This is a genomic window from Collimonas silvisoli, from assembly GCF_018305005.1.
Classification (GTDB): domain Bacteria; phylum Pseudomonadota; class Gammaproteobacteria; order Burkholderiales; family Burkholderiaceae_D; genus Collimonas; species Collimonas silvisoli.
In genome coordinates, this window is record NZ_JAGQEG010000028.1 from 1 (window position 1) to 15,280 (window position 15,280).

Genomic DNA, 15,280 nt, shown 5'->3' on the forward strand with positions numbered 1-15,280 from the left:
ACCGCGAGCGTTTGGCCAGATATTCCGGCTGGAACATGCACATGCGGATCGCGTCGCGATACACGCCGTTGATGAAAAACTCGCTTTTCAACTCGCTTTCCAATTCAAATCCGCACTTTTGGTAGATATGGATAGCCTTGTGGTTTTCCTTATCGACATATAAGTAGAGCTTGTACAAATTGAGCACGCAGAACGCGTACTCAATCGCCAGCCGGGTAGCACGCTCGGCGTAACCCTTGCCCTGCGCACTCGGCGCAACGATGATCTGGAACTCTGCACGCCGATGGATATGGGTAATTTCGACCAGCTCTACCAGCCCCACCATTTCGCCGTTATCGCTTTCCAGGATAAATCGCCGTTCGCTTTGATCATGGACGTGCTGGTCATACAGTTGCACCAGTTCGACGTAAGCTTCGTACGGCTCCTCGAACCAATAACGCATGATGTGGCTGTTATTGTCGAGTTGATGCACAAAATGCAGATCGTTACGTTCCAGGGGCCGCAGTTTCAGGCCCGGTTGCACTAGGGTCGTCATTTGATTTCTTTCTTGCTTGTTGCAAATTTTATGGTTGTTGTTTAAGACTGCTGCAGCGCTTGCATACGCTTTTGCGCGGATTCCAACAGATCGAAATCCTGCGGAAAATCGTCCACTTGCACGCTGATATCGCCGTAGCGCGCAAAATCCTGCAAGACCTGCCGCTCTTGTTCGGTAATCTCGCCACTGGCGGCTGCGGCCGTTATCCAGTGCTGCATCTCGATCAGGCTTTGCGGCAGCGGCGCCAGCGTACCAGCCTGGATCGTCGGCTTGAGCCGTGCTTCAATCGCATTCACCTGCGGAATCAACTGAAACGCCAGCTCGCCAAAGGCGTGCGGCGATTGCTCCGTGCCAGGCATATACATGCCGGCAGTCAGACGGTCGCGGCTGTCGCCGCTGGTTTGCATGATGCGAGCGACCTTGCTGTCGAGCGCATCCGATGGCAGCTTGTAAGGCGCTCCGAAAGGAAAGGCAATCAAACGCAACAAGACCGCCAGCGGGCGATTCGGGAAATTATCCAATACACCCAGGCAGGCTTCCTGCGCCTGGTGCAAGGCATCTTGTATCGCCCAGTGCACATAGGGCAGATCTTCCTGCGGCCGGCCATCGTCTTCGTAGCGCTTGAGTACGCTGGACACCAGATACAGCTGCGACAAAATATCGCCCAGCCGGCCGGAAATCCGCTCGCGGAATTTCAGCGAGCCGCCGAATACGAACATCGACACATCGCTCAGCAGTGCGAACACCGCCGACATGCGATTAACCGCGCGGTAAAAATGCCGCAGCTCCGGCGGCGCTGCACGCGGCGCGCTGGGCAGGCTGCCGCTGGTCAGCCCCGCCATCAAGGTCCGTGAAAAATTGGCGAAGACAAAACTGATGTGCGCGAAGAGCGCACGGTCGAAATCGGCCAGCGCCTTGTCTTGATCGGTCTCGCCGGCTGCCGCCATTTCCTTCAGCACATAGGGATGGCAACGAATCGCCCCCTGGCCGAAAATGATCAGGCAGCGCGTCAGGATATTCGCGCCTTCCACCGTAATCGCAATCGGCATTTGCTGGTAGCTGCGCGCCAGGAAATTATTCGGCCCCATGCAAATGCCCTTGCCGCCCAGTACATCCATGCCGGCATTGATCAGGATCCGGCCGCGCTCGGTTACGTGATATTTGGAGATGGCTGAAATCACGGAAGGTTTTTCGCCGGCATCCACCGCCAGCGCCGACAGCCTGCGCACCGCATCCATCAGATACAGGTTGCCGCCCATGCGCGCCAGCATTTCGTGTATTCCTTCGAACTTGCCGATCGGAATCCGGAATTGATGGCGCATCGCCGCATAAGCACTGGCGCCGCGCACCGCCAGCTTGGAAAAGCCGACAGTCGACGACGGCAAGGAAATCGCCCGGCCGGCGGCCAGGCATTCCATCAACATGCGCCAACCCTTGCCGATCCGTTCGCGGCCGCCGATCACCCAGTCGAGCGGGATGAAAACGTCCTTGCCGGAAGTCGGACCGTTCTGGAACACCGCATTCAAGGGCCAATGACGGCGCCCGGTTACCACGCCGGGATGATTGACAGGGATCAGCGCGCAGGTGATGCCCAGATCTACCGTACCGTCGACCGCCAATAACCGATCCGGGTCCTGGACCCGGAACGCCAGCCCCAGCACCGTCGCCACCGGCGCCAGCGTGATGTAGCGCTTGTCCCAGGTGATCCGGAAACCGAGCATTTCCTGACCGTCGTAGCTGCCCACGCAAACCACGCCGATATCCGGGATCGCCGCTGCATCGGAACCGGCGTAAGGGCTGGTCAAGGCAAAACAAGGAATTTCTTCGCCGGCCGCCAGCCGCGGCAGGAAATAATCCTTTTGCGCTTCAGTGCCATATTGCAGCAGCAACTCTGCCGGGCCGAGCGAGTTAGGCACCATCACTGAAATCGCCGCAGCAGAGCAATGCGACGACAACTTCATGATCACCTGCGAATGCATGTAGGCAGAGAACTCCTTGCCGCCATATCGTTTGGGAATGATCATGCCGAGAAAACCATTCTCTTTCACGAACTGCCAAGCCTGCGGCGACAGATCCTGCCAGATTTCGGTGCTTTCCCAGTCGCTCATCAAGCCGCACAACTGCTCGACTTCGTTATCGAAGAAAGCCTGTTCTTCGGCCGTCAATTTCGGCGCCGCCAGTTGCAGCAATTTGTCCCAGGCCGGCTTGCCGGAAAACAGTTCGGCGTCCCACCAGGTGGTGCCAGCCTCGATCGCGTCACGTTCGGTCTGCGACATGCGCGGCAAGATGCGCTGGAATATTTTCAGTATCGGGCGGCTGAGCAAAGCGTAGCGTAGCGGTTTGACGGCCACCATCAAAGCAGGGATCACCAACAGCAGCACCAGCAGTATCGCTGCCAGCAGACCGATCCCCGCAAACCGGAAACCGCCGCCGATCCAGAGCAAAATGGCAAGCAGCCAAAACCAGGCGTTCACACGCAACTGCATTAATGCCATAGCGCCGACCAGCAACGCTGCGATCCAATAGAACATGTTGACTCCCAATCTGGCGGTTCATCGAACGACAAATCTTGAACATAACCGACACGGGGTAGAACGCGGTTATTAAGATAGGACAGGACTGAATATGGAACGGGCATGCCAGACAAAAGCCGTGCCTGGCGATATGACCCGGTAATTCTTTAACCTTTGGTCACTATTTGGCTGGGGAAAGTTCACAAGAAGCAAATTTAAATGTTAAAAAACACTCATTTAGCCTATCCTATGAGATTGTTTGGCGATAAATAAAAATTATATCCATACAGCAACATGCAACCCTTTGTAAATCTTTGTATCCATTTGTCAACCTTACTATAAAATCGCGCGTTACATGGTATGTAAACTTGCGCGGCCTTATGAAAAAACCTAAAACCAGCGGGCAAACAGCCCGTTGCTGCTGCCATAAATAACAAATACCTCGTAGCCAGCGCATAATAAATAAGCCAGCAGGCAGCCATCAACCCCTATCAGACAAGTTACAAGAGCACACGCCTTTCATGAATAATTTAATTTTGATGACCGGTGCGACCGGCTTTCTAGGTGGCGCCAATGCAGTTGAGGCAATTCATCGGGGGCTAGGTAAAAATCTGCTGCTGCTGGCACGTGCGGAAACTCCTGCGGCGGCACATGCCCGAGTTATCGAGAATTTACAGCTGCTGGGGGCGAGCGCGGCCGACATAGCACAGATCAGTGTCGATCAAATCCTGTGCTCCGACTTGTCGGAACTTGATAGCGTTAGCAACGACCCGCGCCTGGACCGGGTATCGGTAGTGATCCATTCGGCTGCTCTGGCTACTTTCTCGAACCATCCCTCGCTCGAAAAAATCAATGTTGACGGCACCCTGGCGCTCGGCAAGCTGATGCATCAGCGGCCGGCCCTGAAGCGCTTCATGTATATCGGCACCGCCATGGCTTGCGGCGAAGGCGCCGGCATTAACGCCGTGGTGAAAGAACGGATCGACTTGCCGCTCGGCGACGAACATCTGGTGGCATATACCCGTTCCAAGGCGTTGGGTGAAAAGAAATTGCGCGATACGTATCCTGACCTGCCGCTGGTGTATGTCAGGCCGTCGATCATTGTCGGCCATACCGCGCTGGGTTGCGCGCCGTCGCAAAGTATTTTCTGGGTCTTCATGGTCTGGCAACTGCTGGGCGCGCTGACCACCGCCCTCGACGAAAAAGTCGACGTGGTGCCGGTTGACTGGTGCGCGCAAGCCATCATCGATCTGGCCCAAAAGGATACGCTGACGCATAACGTATTCCATATCTCGGCCGGCCTCGGCTCCAGCGTATCGTTCCGCGAAATCGATCTGGCGCTGGCGGCGGCCCGCGGCATCGAACCGATTGGCGCCACATACAAGCAAATCACGCCAGACGCCATCGCCACCTTGCTGCCGCGCATGCGCGAATGCGTACCTGAATGCAATGACCGCCTGCTGTTGCGCGCACTCAAACTGTATGGCGCTTTTGCCGGCCTGAATTACGTATTTAGCAACGACAACCTGCTTGCCGAAGGGATTCGCCCTCCACCACTATTTACCGATTACATCCCGCTCTGCGTCGAGTCGGCAAAACACATTCCGATCGCCGAACAGATGAAGTGGGATTTCAAATAGATTTTTCACAATATCTCACATTGCTGGTGCATCTATCTGTTGCCCGTTGTGGCCATTCCGTTAGAATTGCCTACTAAAATCAACAGAGGAAGCAGCCATGAAATGGGAAGGCAATCGGGAAAGTGACAACGTCGAAGACCGCCGTGACGATGGTGATAGCGGCGGCGGTGGTTTTGGTTTTGGCGGCGGCCGTTCGATAGGCCTCGGCACTATCGCCATTGCGCTGGTGGCATCGTATTTCTTTGGCATCAGCCCGACAACCGTACTTAGCCTGCTGAGCGGCGGGCCGGTCAGCCAGCCACAATCGCAGCAAGCTCCAAGACCCAATCGCACCGGGCCGGCCGAAGACCGGCAGACCAAGTTCGTGCGCACCGTTCTGGGCGACACCGAAGACGTCTGGACTCAAATTTTCCGCGCCAACGGCAAGACTTATCCGCCGCCGACCCTGGTGCTGTTTTCCAACGCCACCCAAACTGCCTGCGGTACCGGCCAGACCGCTTCCGGTCCATTTTATTGTCCCGGCGACCGCAAGGTATACATCGACCTCAGCTTTTATCAATTGATGCAAAAACGCTTTCATGTATCCGGCGAATTTGCCCAGGCATATGTGATCGCCCATGAAGTCGGCCATCATGTGCAGAACCTGATGGGCATCATGGACAAGGTCAACAGCGCCGAGCGCCAGATGTCCAAGGCGCAGGCGAACGCGATGTCGGTGCGGCTCGAACTGCAAGCCGATTGCCTGGCCGGAGTCTGGGCCTTCCACGCCAACCAGGCGCGCAGCATCCTGGAACAAGGCGATGTCGAAGGCGCCCTGAACGCCGCTACCGCGATCGGCGACGACGCCCTGCAAAAACAGGCGCAGGGTTATGTGGTGCCGGACTCCTTCACCCACGGCACTTCCGCGCAACGGGTACGCTGGTTCAAACAAGGCGTCAGCACCGGCGAAGTCAAATCCTGCAATACGTTTGAAGTAAAAACGCTCTAAAAAACCACGGCGGCAATAAGCGCATCAACCAGCCCATCTCAACCCAAAACTGGATCACATCGCGGAGAACTCCATGACGATTGCTTACTGGTGTGTACTGATTGCCGGACTGATGCCGTTGTTTACGGTTGTGATCGCCAAGCGCGGCCGCTCTGACTTCGACAACGCCGAACCACGCGCCTGGCTGGAGAAGCAATCGGGATTACGGCGTCGCGCCGATTATGCGCATCGCAATCATTTCGAGGCATTCCCGTTTTTTGCCGCCGGCGTGATCATTGCGCAGCAAGTTCATGCTGCGCAAAATATACTGAATCTGCTGGCGCTGATATTTATTGTCGCCCGTGTCATCTACACCGTCCTGTATCTGCAAGATCGCCCTAGCCTGCGCTCGGCCGTATGGGGCGTTGGGTTCCTGGCTGCCATCAGCTTGTTCGTGCTGGCGGGACTGACTCACTCAATCCACTAAATCAGATAGTTACAAGATGCAGCATCAAGCCACCATTCAACTACTGCGCGACGCCTTAAGCGCATTGCAGAACGGCAGCAGCACCGTAACGGCCCTGTGCCAAACCTGGCGTGCGCAAACCGCGCTGCCGGCGGCGTTGCCGCCGCGTTTCGCGGAAGTCGCGGAGAATTTTCTCGGGCGGCTGGAAGCCGGCAGCCTGTTCAGCGAAGAAAGCTGTTCGTTCAGCCAGCAAGACTTGCTGGATAATTTGCATGTCTGGCTGGATCAGGCGCAACTGGCATTGAGCCGCGCCGCCAATACCTAAACCTATTTATCTCCATCGGAACACTATGCAACAACTGGAATTACGCCTCAACAGCGATTACGTCGAACTCAATCAACTGCTCAAGCTGACCGGCGTGTGCGACAGCGGCGGCGCGGGCAAGGCGCTGGTCGCCAGCGGCGTGGTTGCGGTCGACGGCAAAATCGAACTGCGCAAGACCTGCAAAATCCACGCCGGACAAAAAGTCACCATCGGCGACCTTCTTATCTACGTGCTGCCTCGACGTAGCGCACCTTGATCGTTACTTTTGCGATCAATCTCCCGACCTTTGTCGATCCGGCATGTCGACATTTCTCCAGCCCAAACCACTCGAATCTTTCTGATATTGCTGCGTTGCGCCGCTTAAGTAGCGCAGCTGTGCCGCAGATGCTTCCAGCACGTAAAATCCCGCTGAAAGTCGACTGTCGACAGACAGCGGCCAGATACGTGCCGGCAATCAAAACGTCACGTCAACGCTGCAATTTCGATCGCACTCAAAGCGCCGCGATAGATGCGGAATTCGTCCACCAGGCCATTGAAGTGCGGGTCGCCGGCAAACTGCGATCGTCCGATCCAGTTCTGACCGGTGCTGCCCAGGCGGAACGGTGCAAGCACCATCTCGGGGTTTTTGCCAACTGCGCTGCCATTGACGTACAAAGTACCGAGATTGTCCGACAGGGTAACGGCAACATGCACCCATTGTCCGGTCGGCAATGCGGAGTTGCTATCGATCCTCTGCCCGCCGCTGCCGCCATTGACCGTCATCGAAAAGGACGCGACCCCTCTGCCGTTGCGTGCCGTCAGCATCATGAAGTGGCTGGTGCCGGTACCGAAGTCGAACACCCGCGCCCAGTTGCTGGAGGCATTCCAATAGACCCAGGCCGCGATGGTGAAATCCGAGACGTCGGCCATGATGCCGGCAGGCAGGCTGACGTAGCCGTTGCTGCCGTTAAGCGCAACCGCGCCGCCCTTCCTGCCGCGCGCCCAAGTTGCGCCGTTGACCAGCGTCCCGGCGTGCCCCTTGCCGCTGGCATCGGCTGCCTTGGCGCCGCTGCCATCGTCAAACGCCAGATACGTTAGCAGCTGCACGGCCGTAATCGCGGTCACCTCGTTGGAGACAGCGGTTTCGCCTGACGGCGTCATTGCTGTCACGACATAGTAGTAGGTGCCGGCCGCAAGACCGTTGTCCGTGTAGGTGAGCAGATCGGCGATACCAGTCTTGACGGTCCGGTAAGGCCCGCCGGCGGTCGTGCTCCGCTTGACGTTATAGCTGCTCGCATACGCCGTGCCCCACCATGACAAAACGACCTGCCCCGGACGTGCAATCGCGGTCAGGCCGCTAGGCGCGGCGCCGCGTGCGATCGGATCGCGGCTGCAGGTCAGCGTGCCATAGCCCAGTTGATCGTAACCGCCGCTGTTCGGCCCGTAGTTGCCGCCGCCACCCTCCGGCTGGATCTGCCTGGCGAATCGCGCGGAATAAGGAGCCGCCAGACCCTTGCGGTTGACGTAGTGATTGACTACCAGCGCCCAGCAGGGCCTGACCGCACCTCGCGCAACCGTCGACAAGGCAGTTTGATTGACGTTGTTGACATTGTTGTAGGTGACATAAGGCATCGTATAAAACGTGCTGCCGGACTCGATCAGATTGGTTTTGGCGACGTATTCTGCGCCGGCCAGAAAGCGGTTATTGTCATAGCCGTACAGATCGACCCCCTGGTTCCATGCCATTTCGCAAATCGGCCCCATCAATGCGATGCCCATCGTGGTGTGTCCCTGGTCGCGGCCGGCTTCCTGCCACTGCCCCAGATAACCTGGATGCATATAATAGACGGCTTGCGAGACGGCGCCGTTGCCGGCCCCGTGCTTGAAGTAATCGACGGCCTCGTTAAACATGGCACGGTCGTCGCACAGCACGCCGATCGCCATGATTGACGCCATATTGCACAGGTCCCAGTTAGCCCAATAGTGGGTAACTTCGGTATTGTTGTGACGGATCAGGAAATCATGATTGATCGGGTAAAAGACACGCCGCATCATGCTCTGGAAACGGGCAAAGTCCGCAGCAGCCCAACCGCCATAAGAGCGCATGATTTCGGCGGCATTGGCGAATTCGTAGCCGTAGATGCCGGCGGCCAGATCGCCATTCGAATTGCCGCCTATTCCTGTAAGCGCCGACCAGTCATTCAAGATAGCCACCGCCTTATCGGCATAGGCGGTATCGCCCGAAATTTTCCATCGCAGTGCACAGGCATAGGCAGCGGCAATATCGTTGTACAGACGGGGGAAGTTCTGGCTATGCACGCCGTCGCCCCCGCGATAGATCGCCTCCTGCGGACGAGGTATCCAGTTCAAGCTGGCATGATGGTTCTCTATCAGAATGTTCCAGCCTTCGATCCATGGCGAAGCTTTCTCCTCCACCTTTTTCCGCATCCGGTCAAAGTCAGCCTGAGTATGCAGGAGGCCGGGATGTACGAATGCACCGCTTGCGGAAGTTGCTGCGCTTGCGCCAGACGCGGATATTGCATCGCTACCGTAACCCGCCAGCATCAATGCGCCCAAGCTGGAAATGAAATGGCGGCGCGACATGCCCCCGCCGTATCGTTCGGCACGAGACTCTTCGCTTGCATCGAAAAATGCCTGTAGCAATTCGCCGTTGGCCGGGATAATCGGATTACTCATTCTTTGTCCTTTCAATGACACATATTTCTGCTGCGTGAAAATCGCCCAGGAAATTGCATGCCGTCTGACAGGCGCAATTCATCCCACATCGAGTGCCGCAACGACCATGCTTGACGTCGCGGTTAATCTGCTGAAATTCTGCAAAACGCAAATAACGTGCCAACGGCGGATATTCAATAACGGCCTTGCATCAATGGCAGCGCTAACAAATATCGTCAGTTTTTTTGTTTTTAGAGCAAATTTCAGTCGGAACTGAACTGTCCAATTTCGTGCTTACGAAAACCATTCACTAAAAGGGCGAGGAGGGAGAGGGAAATGGAACGAAGGGCCGGCTGCAGTCAAGCGCTGACTGATTGTATCCATGATTGAATTTGCGGGCACGAAGCGATTCGTGCCCTCAGTTTCAATCATCCAGATCTCAGCAGGCCTGGTCCAGACGATCCAGGAGTGACGCTTACGAATCAAAAGGAGGTGACCATACCCAAATAGACGCCGCTCTGATTCCGGCCAACGGCTGGATTATCGAAATTGTTATTGTTAGCGCCAGGATTATTTCCTGCTACACCAAAATTCGAATTTTCACCGTTCATTACATGGGCTACGGTACCGTACAAGAACGTCCGTTTGGAGAGGTTGTACATTCCGCCTACAGCTAACAAGGTTGCATGCCCCGACGCATCATGAGTGGCGTCACCATTGCCGCTGCCGACTTTAACTCGATAGATAGCGCCGTCCAGTAAGAACTGCGGGCTCAATTGATATTTCGCTCCGACCCATACGTGGTCAGCCGTTTTTGCCAGGCCGGCAGGTGTGTCTGGAGCATTGAGATGATTGTAGCCCGCCATCATCGTCAGGCTGCGATAAGTCACGGCCGCCCCAGCGAAAAGTTCGTTAGAGTAGAGGAAGACATTGCTCAATTGTCCATTGGAATCACGCAACGTATCGTACATCGCGCGAAGCATGATTCCGTCATTTCGGTACGTCAACTGGACACCTTCGCTACGACCGTAACTTCCGGCGGCGCCCCGATTGAATCCGTTTGCCTGATTTCCCAAGGCCATCTGTGCATACACATCGAATCCGCCAAATTTGGACGATTGCCAATCAACATTGTTACTGGTGATGGGAACACTACGTCCTCGAATCAGCGAAGCTGCGGAATATGTGGCTTCAAACATCGGATCGGCATCCCACTGGCCGTTTGCAATGAAGAGATTGCGGCCCAACGTGACGCGTCCAAATTTTTCCGACTGCAAACCGACGAATGCCTTTCGATTGAACAATTGGTTGCTTGCACCTGTAGATGCACCGGTCATGACGTTGAAACCGGCTTCCAGATTTAGAATCGCCGATAAGCCATTGCCGAGATCTTCCGATCCGGTCAGACCTAGATAGCTAGCGCCCCAATCGCTACTTTGAGCACGCCAACGAGAGGCAGAGCTACCGTCCGTAGCTCGAATAGACGTCGTGTAATCGAAACCTACGTCCAGTCGACCATAGATCGTTACATTACTTTGGGCGTGCGCCAACGCTGTTCCGCCGAGAATGACGGCGGCGACCATGACTTTCTTCATTTTGTCTCCAATATTTTAGATTTTAAATTTCACTCATTTGCGAGTCTTACATTGCAGCTGCGCGGCAATCCTTTGTATGAAGGTGTCGGATTCGAGATTTCTTTCCCAGAAAAAAGACAACACTTCTCCCAATCAATCAAAGATTGATTTTTCTAATGTCCAGCTATTTGATTTAACGAATCATCGTCACCAAAAAAGTAACGATGATTGAGCGGCGGGCGTGAGCGGCAATCCTAATTACATAAACTACACAGCGGGGAGCGCACCCTCCCAAGCGCGTTGCAGCAGAGCTCGCAACGGTTTATCTTCAACCGGACGTGGATTCCAATAAGGATTGGAAATGGCAATTTCACAAGCTTTGTCCAGGTCACTCTCTGCCATTCCGATATCCCTCAGGCCAGCCGGCACCCCAAGCTCACGAGACAACGTATAGATAGCAGCAGCAGCGTCCGTACTACCCAGGGCGCGTGCCACCCGAGACATTGCGTCAGGAGCGGCCGCAGAATTATAGGCAAGTACATGCGGTAGTATTATTGCGTGCGTTTCCGCATGAGGTAAGTTAAACGATCCTCCTAAGGTATGGCACAACTTGTGATGCAGCGCCATTCCGACGTGCCCCAGCACGGTCCCGCAAAGCCAGGCCCCATAGAGACAATCGCTGCGCGCCTCAATATCTTGGGAATCGGCATTCAGATTACGCATTCCTTTGGCAAGTGCACGAATTCCTTCTTCGGCCATCAGCGACATAACAGGATTGCTGTCTCTTGCATATAGGCCCTCCGCCGCGTGAGCGATGGCATTCAATCCGCTGACAAATGAAATCTTCGTCGGTAGGCCAACTGACAGTTGCGGATCATAAATGACTGTGCGAGGAAGAACGCGCATATCGCGGCCGGTTCGCTTGATGCCGTCTTCAGTGATGCCGAAAATAGGCGTCATTTCGGACCCTGCGTATGTTGTCGGTATGGCGATAATGGGCAGGGAGGATTCCAGCGCGATGGCTTTTCCAAGCCCGACAGTAGATCCGCCGCCAATTACCACGGCACAATCAGCTCCCACCTGGAGCGCATGTGCGGTGGCCGCTCTGGCGGTTTCAATCGGTACGTGCATGACGGCGCCGGCATAAATTCCGGCACATCGATTTCCCAGCAGCTCGGCTACGGCATCTGCTTGAGCTCGCTGTTCCGGCGTGCACAGCACCAGCGCCCTGCATGCACCAAGCGCCTCCACTTCCCGCTCTATATGTTTAAGGCTGCCCAATCCGAAGACCACCCGCGACGCGTTGGTCGTATAAGTAAAGTCGTAGGTCATTATCGATCCGTATTTTCCGAGAGTGCCGGATTACCAACCGGCGCAAGATAGTCAACTTGATGCCGGGCGATTCGACAGTCGCCCAGCACGTCTTTGATGCGTAAATGCTCAGGGTGCGATGCGTATGCAGCCAATGACTCTGGCGACTCAAACTCCATATAGAGAACCACATCGCACGCATAATCCACGCCGCTCACATCCAGGCCAACCTCAACCTTAGTCATGCCAGGAATTTTTCCGGCCAGATCCTCAAAGCAGCGCTTGACGAAAACAGCAGTTTCACGCTTCTTTGCGGGCGTGTCGCCGCGGATATCCCACATGACAATGTGCTTCATCATCAACTTGCCCTGGATTGTTGCTGCCATCTGGTTTGTCATTAAAATTTTCCACCAACGATTTTGAAATTCACAAAACCAAGTCGATCACCCTTAAGTTTTCCGATTACTCCGCTTAGCCACCATAAGGCGGCTAAGCGAAAGAATTTACATCTTGTTCTTGTTGTACACGTCGAAGAACACCGCTGCCAGCAATACCAGGCCTTTTATAACTTGCTGATAGTCGACGCCAATTCCCATGATTGACATGCCATTGTTCATGACTCCCATGATGAATGCTCCGACAACGGCACCCATGACTTTTCCAACGCCGCCAGAGGCCGACGCGCCACCGATAAAGCAAGCCGCAATTACGTCCAGTTCAAAACCGGTACCGGCCTTTGGCGTCGCGCTGTTGAGACGGGCGGCAAAGATCAACCCTGCCAGGGCGGCAAGAATGCCCATGTTGATGAAAGCGTAAAAGGTAACCCGTTCTGTCTTGACGCCGGAGAGCTTTGCAGCCTTCACATTCCCGCCGACCGCATAAACACGACGACCGATCGTTGTCCGATTCATGATGAACGTGTACAGGCTGATCAAAACACCCATAATCACCAGGACGGTCGGCATGCCGCGATAGCTTGCGAGCAGATAGCTCGAAGCCACGACGAGAGCGGCCAGAATCGAATTCTTGATAAAGAACATGGCAAACGAGCCATTCTTCAAACCGTGCTTCTCGGCGCTGCTACGCTGGCGCCATTCGATCACAAAGAACAAGGCGCCCACAACAAGACCCAAAAGCAGAGAAGTGACCCGTAACTCGGCGCCATGGAAGAAATCAGGAATGAAACCGGAGCTGATTATTGCAAATGCTTCTGGAAACGGTCCAATCGATTGCCCATCCAGCGACAGGATCGTGAGTCCGCGAAACACCAGCATCCCGGCCAAAGTCACAATGAACGACGGCATTCTCCAGAATGCTACCCAATATCCCTGGGCCGCACCGATAAGCGCACCCGCGGCGACGCAAAGGAGCGTGGCAGTCAGGGCGTTCAAGTTGTAGTGAACCATCAGCAATGCGGCCAGGGCGCCGATGAAGCCTGCAGTGGAGCCCACGGAAAGATCGATGTGTCCGGCAACAATGACCATCAACATGCCCAGAGCCATAATCACAATGTAGCTATTCTGTAGTACAAGATTCGTCAAGTTGAGCGGCTGCATCAACACGCCGCTCGTCGACCATTGGAAAAATCCCATAATCAGGATGAGTGATATCAATAGCCCGTACTCCTGAAGTCCGCGCTTCAGCGACGCCGCTATTTCGGTTCTATTTGCGGGGCCGTTTTGCGGCGCCGTTGTCATCAATGCTTCGCCCATTTCAGTTACCTCCATTTTTTACGATTGCTCGCATGATCTTTTCCTGGCTGACTTCCTGGGCCGAGAATTCACCGACAAATCGGCCTTCATTCATGACATAGACACGATCACACATTCCTAGCAGCTCAGGCATCTCTGAGGAAATCATGACGACGCATTTACCTTCGGCCACCGCTTGGTTGATGATCGAGTAGATTTCGTACTTGGCGCCCACATCAATGCCACGCGTCGGTTCGTCAAGAATAAGAACCTCGGGTTGGGAATACAGCCATTTGCTGATTACGACTTTTTGCTGATTGCCACCGGAAAGATTGCCGACTGGCTGGCCGCCGTTCTGGCAGCGAATGCGCAGTCTCTGGAGAAAATCCTTGGCGACAGAAATTTCCTGATGATCGTTGATGACACCGCATTTCGAAATACCCGGCAAATTGGCCAGCGTGATATTTCGCTCAATCGAATCATTTAGAAGCAGGCCGTTTCCCTTGCGGTCTTCGGTTACATATGCCAGGCCGTTTGAAATTGCCTTCGGCACTGTAGAGACGTCTACTTTTTTCCCGTGCACAAGTACCTCGCCACGAATACCCTGGCCGTATGCGCGGCCAAAAATACTCATCGCGAGCTCGGTTCTCCCTGCTCCCATAAGTCCTGCGATACCGACAACTTCACCTGCGCGAGCGTAAAAATTAACGTTCTTCACGATTGCACGATCTCGTTGCGCCGGGTGCTGGACATGCCAGCCCCGAACTTCAAATATCGTCTCGCCGATCTTGGGTATGCGTTTGGGATAACGGTCTGCCATCTCGCGACCAACCATGGCACTGATAATGCGATCCTCGCTGATCTCTTCAGCTTTGCAATCGAGCGTATCGACAGTGGATCCGTCCCGGATCACCGTGATGGCGTCCGCAACGCGTGAGATCTCGTTCAATTTGTGAGAGATGATGATCGCTGTCACCCCCCGGGATTTCAGCTCGAGCAGCAGCTCCAGCAGTGTGTCGCTATCTTTTTCGTTAAGACTGGCGGTAGGTTCGTCGAGAATCAGAAGCTTGACTTCTTTCGACAACGCTTTTGCGATTTCTACCAGTTGCTGCTTGCCGATACCCAATGCGCCGATCAGCGTATCGGGCGAATCGTTTAATCCGACCTTTTGCAGCAGCTGCTTTGTTTTCGCGTAGGAAGAGGCCCAGTTGATGACCCCGGATCTGGATTGTTCATTGCCGAGGAAAATATTCTCGGTAATGGATAGCATCGGCACTAAAGCCAGTTCCTGATGAATGATGATAATGCCAACTGATTCGCTGTCATAAATCGATGAAAACTCCCGCCCGGCGTGGTCGTAGACAACTTCACCTGAGAATGCGCCATGCGGATACACTCCGCTCAGGATTTTCATCAGTGTCGACTTGCCTGCGCCATTTTCACCGCATATGGCGTGAATTTCGCCTCTGCGCACAGTCAGATTCACGTTATCCAGCGCTTTCACGCTACCGAAACTCTTCTGAATGCCTCGCATCTCAAGGATTGGATCCATATTTCCCCCAATTTTCTACGCGCCATGCCCGTATGGCAGATCAGCCTGAAA

At 54.8% G+C, this 15,280-nt stretch carries 13 protein-coding genes; 5 read left to right on the forward strand and 8 right to left on the reverse strand.

Annotated features, from left to right (window positions below; genetic code table 11):
• The coding region (gene speG, locus KHU33_RS09630) for a spermidine N1-acetyltransferase (protein ID WP_211462629.1) at positions 1–535 on the reverse strand (535 nt) is incomplete at its 3' end.
• A 41-nt stretch (positions 536–576) separates the two neighbouring features.
• Positions 577–3,066, reverse strand: coding sequence for an acyl-CoA dehydrogenase (locus KHU33_RS09635; protein WP_211462630.1), 2,490 nt, complete (start codon positions 3,064–3,066; stop codon positions 577–579).
• A gap of 503 nt (positions 3,067–3,569) precedes the next feature.
• On the opposite strand from KHU33_RS09635, the gene KHU33_RS09640 reads away from it, so the two are divergent.
• The 5 genes from KHU33_RS09640 (at position 3,570) to KHU33_RS09660 (ending at position 6,702) form a co-directional block, all read left to right on the forward strand.
• Positions 3,570–4,688 carry an SDR family oxidoreductase gene (locus tag KHU33_RS09640; RefSeq protein ID WP_211462631.1) on the forward strand — a complete coding sequence of 373 codons (1,119 nt, stop codon included), beginning with the start codon at positions 3,570–3,572 and terminating at the stop codon, positions 4,686–4,688.
• 97 nt (positions 4,689–4,785) lie between these two features.
• Complete coding sequence (ypfJ, locus tag KHU33_RS09645) at positions 4,786–5,676, forward strand: KPN_02809 family neutral zinc metallopeptidase (protein WP_211462632.1); 891 nt, start codon at positions 4,786–4,788, stop codon at positions 5,674–5,676.
• A 73-nt stretch (positions 5,677–5,749) separates the two neighbouring features.
• Positions 5,750–6,142, forward strand: a complete 393-nt coding sequence (locus KHU33_RS09650) for an MAPEG family protein (RefSeq protein ID WP_211462633.1) — start codon at positions 5,750–5,752, stop codon at positions 6,140–6,142.
• 16 nt (positions 6,143–6,158) lie between these two features.
• Positions 6,159–6,446: a hypothetical protein gene (locus KHU33_RS09655; RefSeq protein WP_211462634.1), complete on the forward strand. Its 288-nt coding sequence runs from the start codon at positions 6,159–6,161 to the stop codon at positions 6,444–6,446.
• Positions 6,447–6,471: 25 nt separating this feature from the next.
• On the forward strand, positions 6,472–6,702 hold the full coding sequence (locus KHU33_RS09660; RefSeq protein ID WP_211462635.1) for an RNA-binding S4 domain-containing protein: 231 nt from the start codon (positions 6,472–6,474) through the stop codon (positions 6,700–6,702).
• A gap of 206 nt (positions 6,703–6,908) precedes the next feature.
• Here KHU33_RS09660 and KHU33_RS09665 read toward each other — a convergent pair whose 3' ends face one another.
• The 6 genes from KHU33_RS09665 to mmsA form a co-directional block, all read right to left on the reverse strand.
• The gene (locus KHU33_RS09665; protein WP_211462677.1) at positions 6,909–9,029 is read right to left on the reverse strand and encodes a LamG-like jellyroll fold domain-containing protein; all 2,121 of its coding nucleotides are present in this window, start codon (positions 9,027–9,029) and stop codon (positions 6,909–6,911) included.
• A gap of 554 nt (positions 9,030–9,583) precedes the next feature.
• Positions 9,584–10,696, reverse strand: coding sequence for a porin (locus KHU33_RS09670; protein ID WP_230414160.1), 1,113 nt, complete (start codon positions 10,694–10,696; stop codon positions 9,584–9,586).
• 246 nt (positions 10,697–10,942) lie between these two features.
• Complete coding sequence (locus tag KHU33_RS09675) at positions 10,943–12,007, reverse strand: maleylacetate reductase (RefSeq protein ID WP_211462636.1); 1,065 nt, start codon at positions 12,005–12,007, stop codon at positions 10,943–10,945.
• On the reverse strand, positions 12,007–12,384 hold the full coding sequence (locus tag KHU33_RS09680; protein WP_407928264.1) for a Dabb family protein: 378 nt from the start codon (positions 12,382–12,384) through the stop codon (positions 12,007–12,009). The genes KHU33_RS09675 and KHU33_RS09680 overlap by 1 nt, the downstream gene beginning before the upstream one ends.
• A 105-nt stretch (positions 12,385–12,489) precedes the next feature.
• The gene (gene mmsB, locus KHU33_RS09685) at positions 12,490–13,698 is read right to left on the reverse strand and encodes a multiple monosaccharide ABC transporter permease (RefSeq protein WP_407928265.1); all 1,209 of its coding nucleotides are present in this window, start codon (positions 13,696–13,698) and stop codon (positions 12,490–12,492) included.
• A gap of 1 nt (position 13,699) precedes the next feature.
• Positions 13,700–15,229, reverse strand: coding sequence for a multiple monosaccharide ABC transporter ATP-binding protein (gene mmsA / locus KHU33_RS09690; protein ID WP_211462637.1), 1,530 nt, complete (start codon positions 15,227–15,229; stop codon positions 13,700–13,702).
• Between the last annotated feature and the right edge of the window lie 51 nt (positions 15,230–15,280).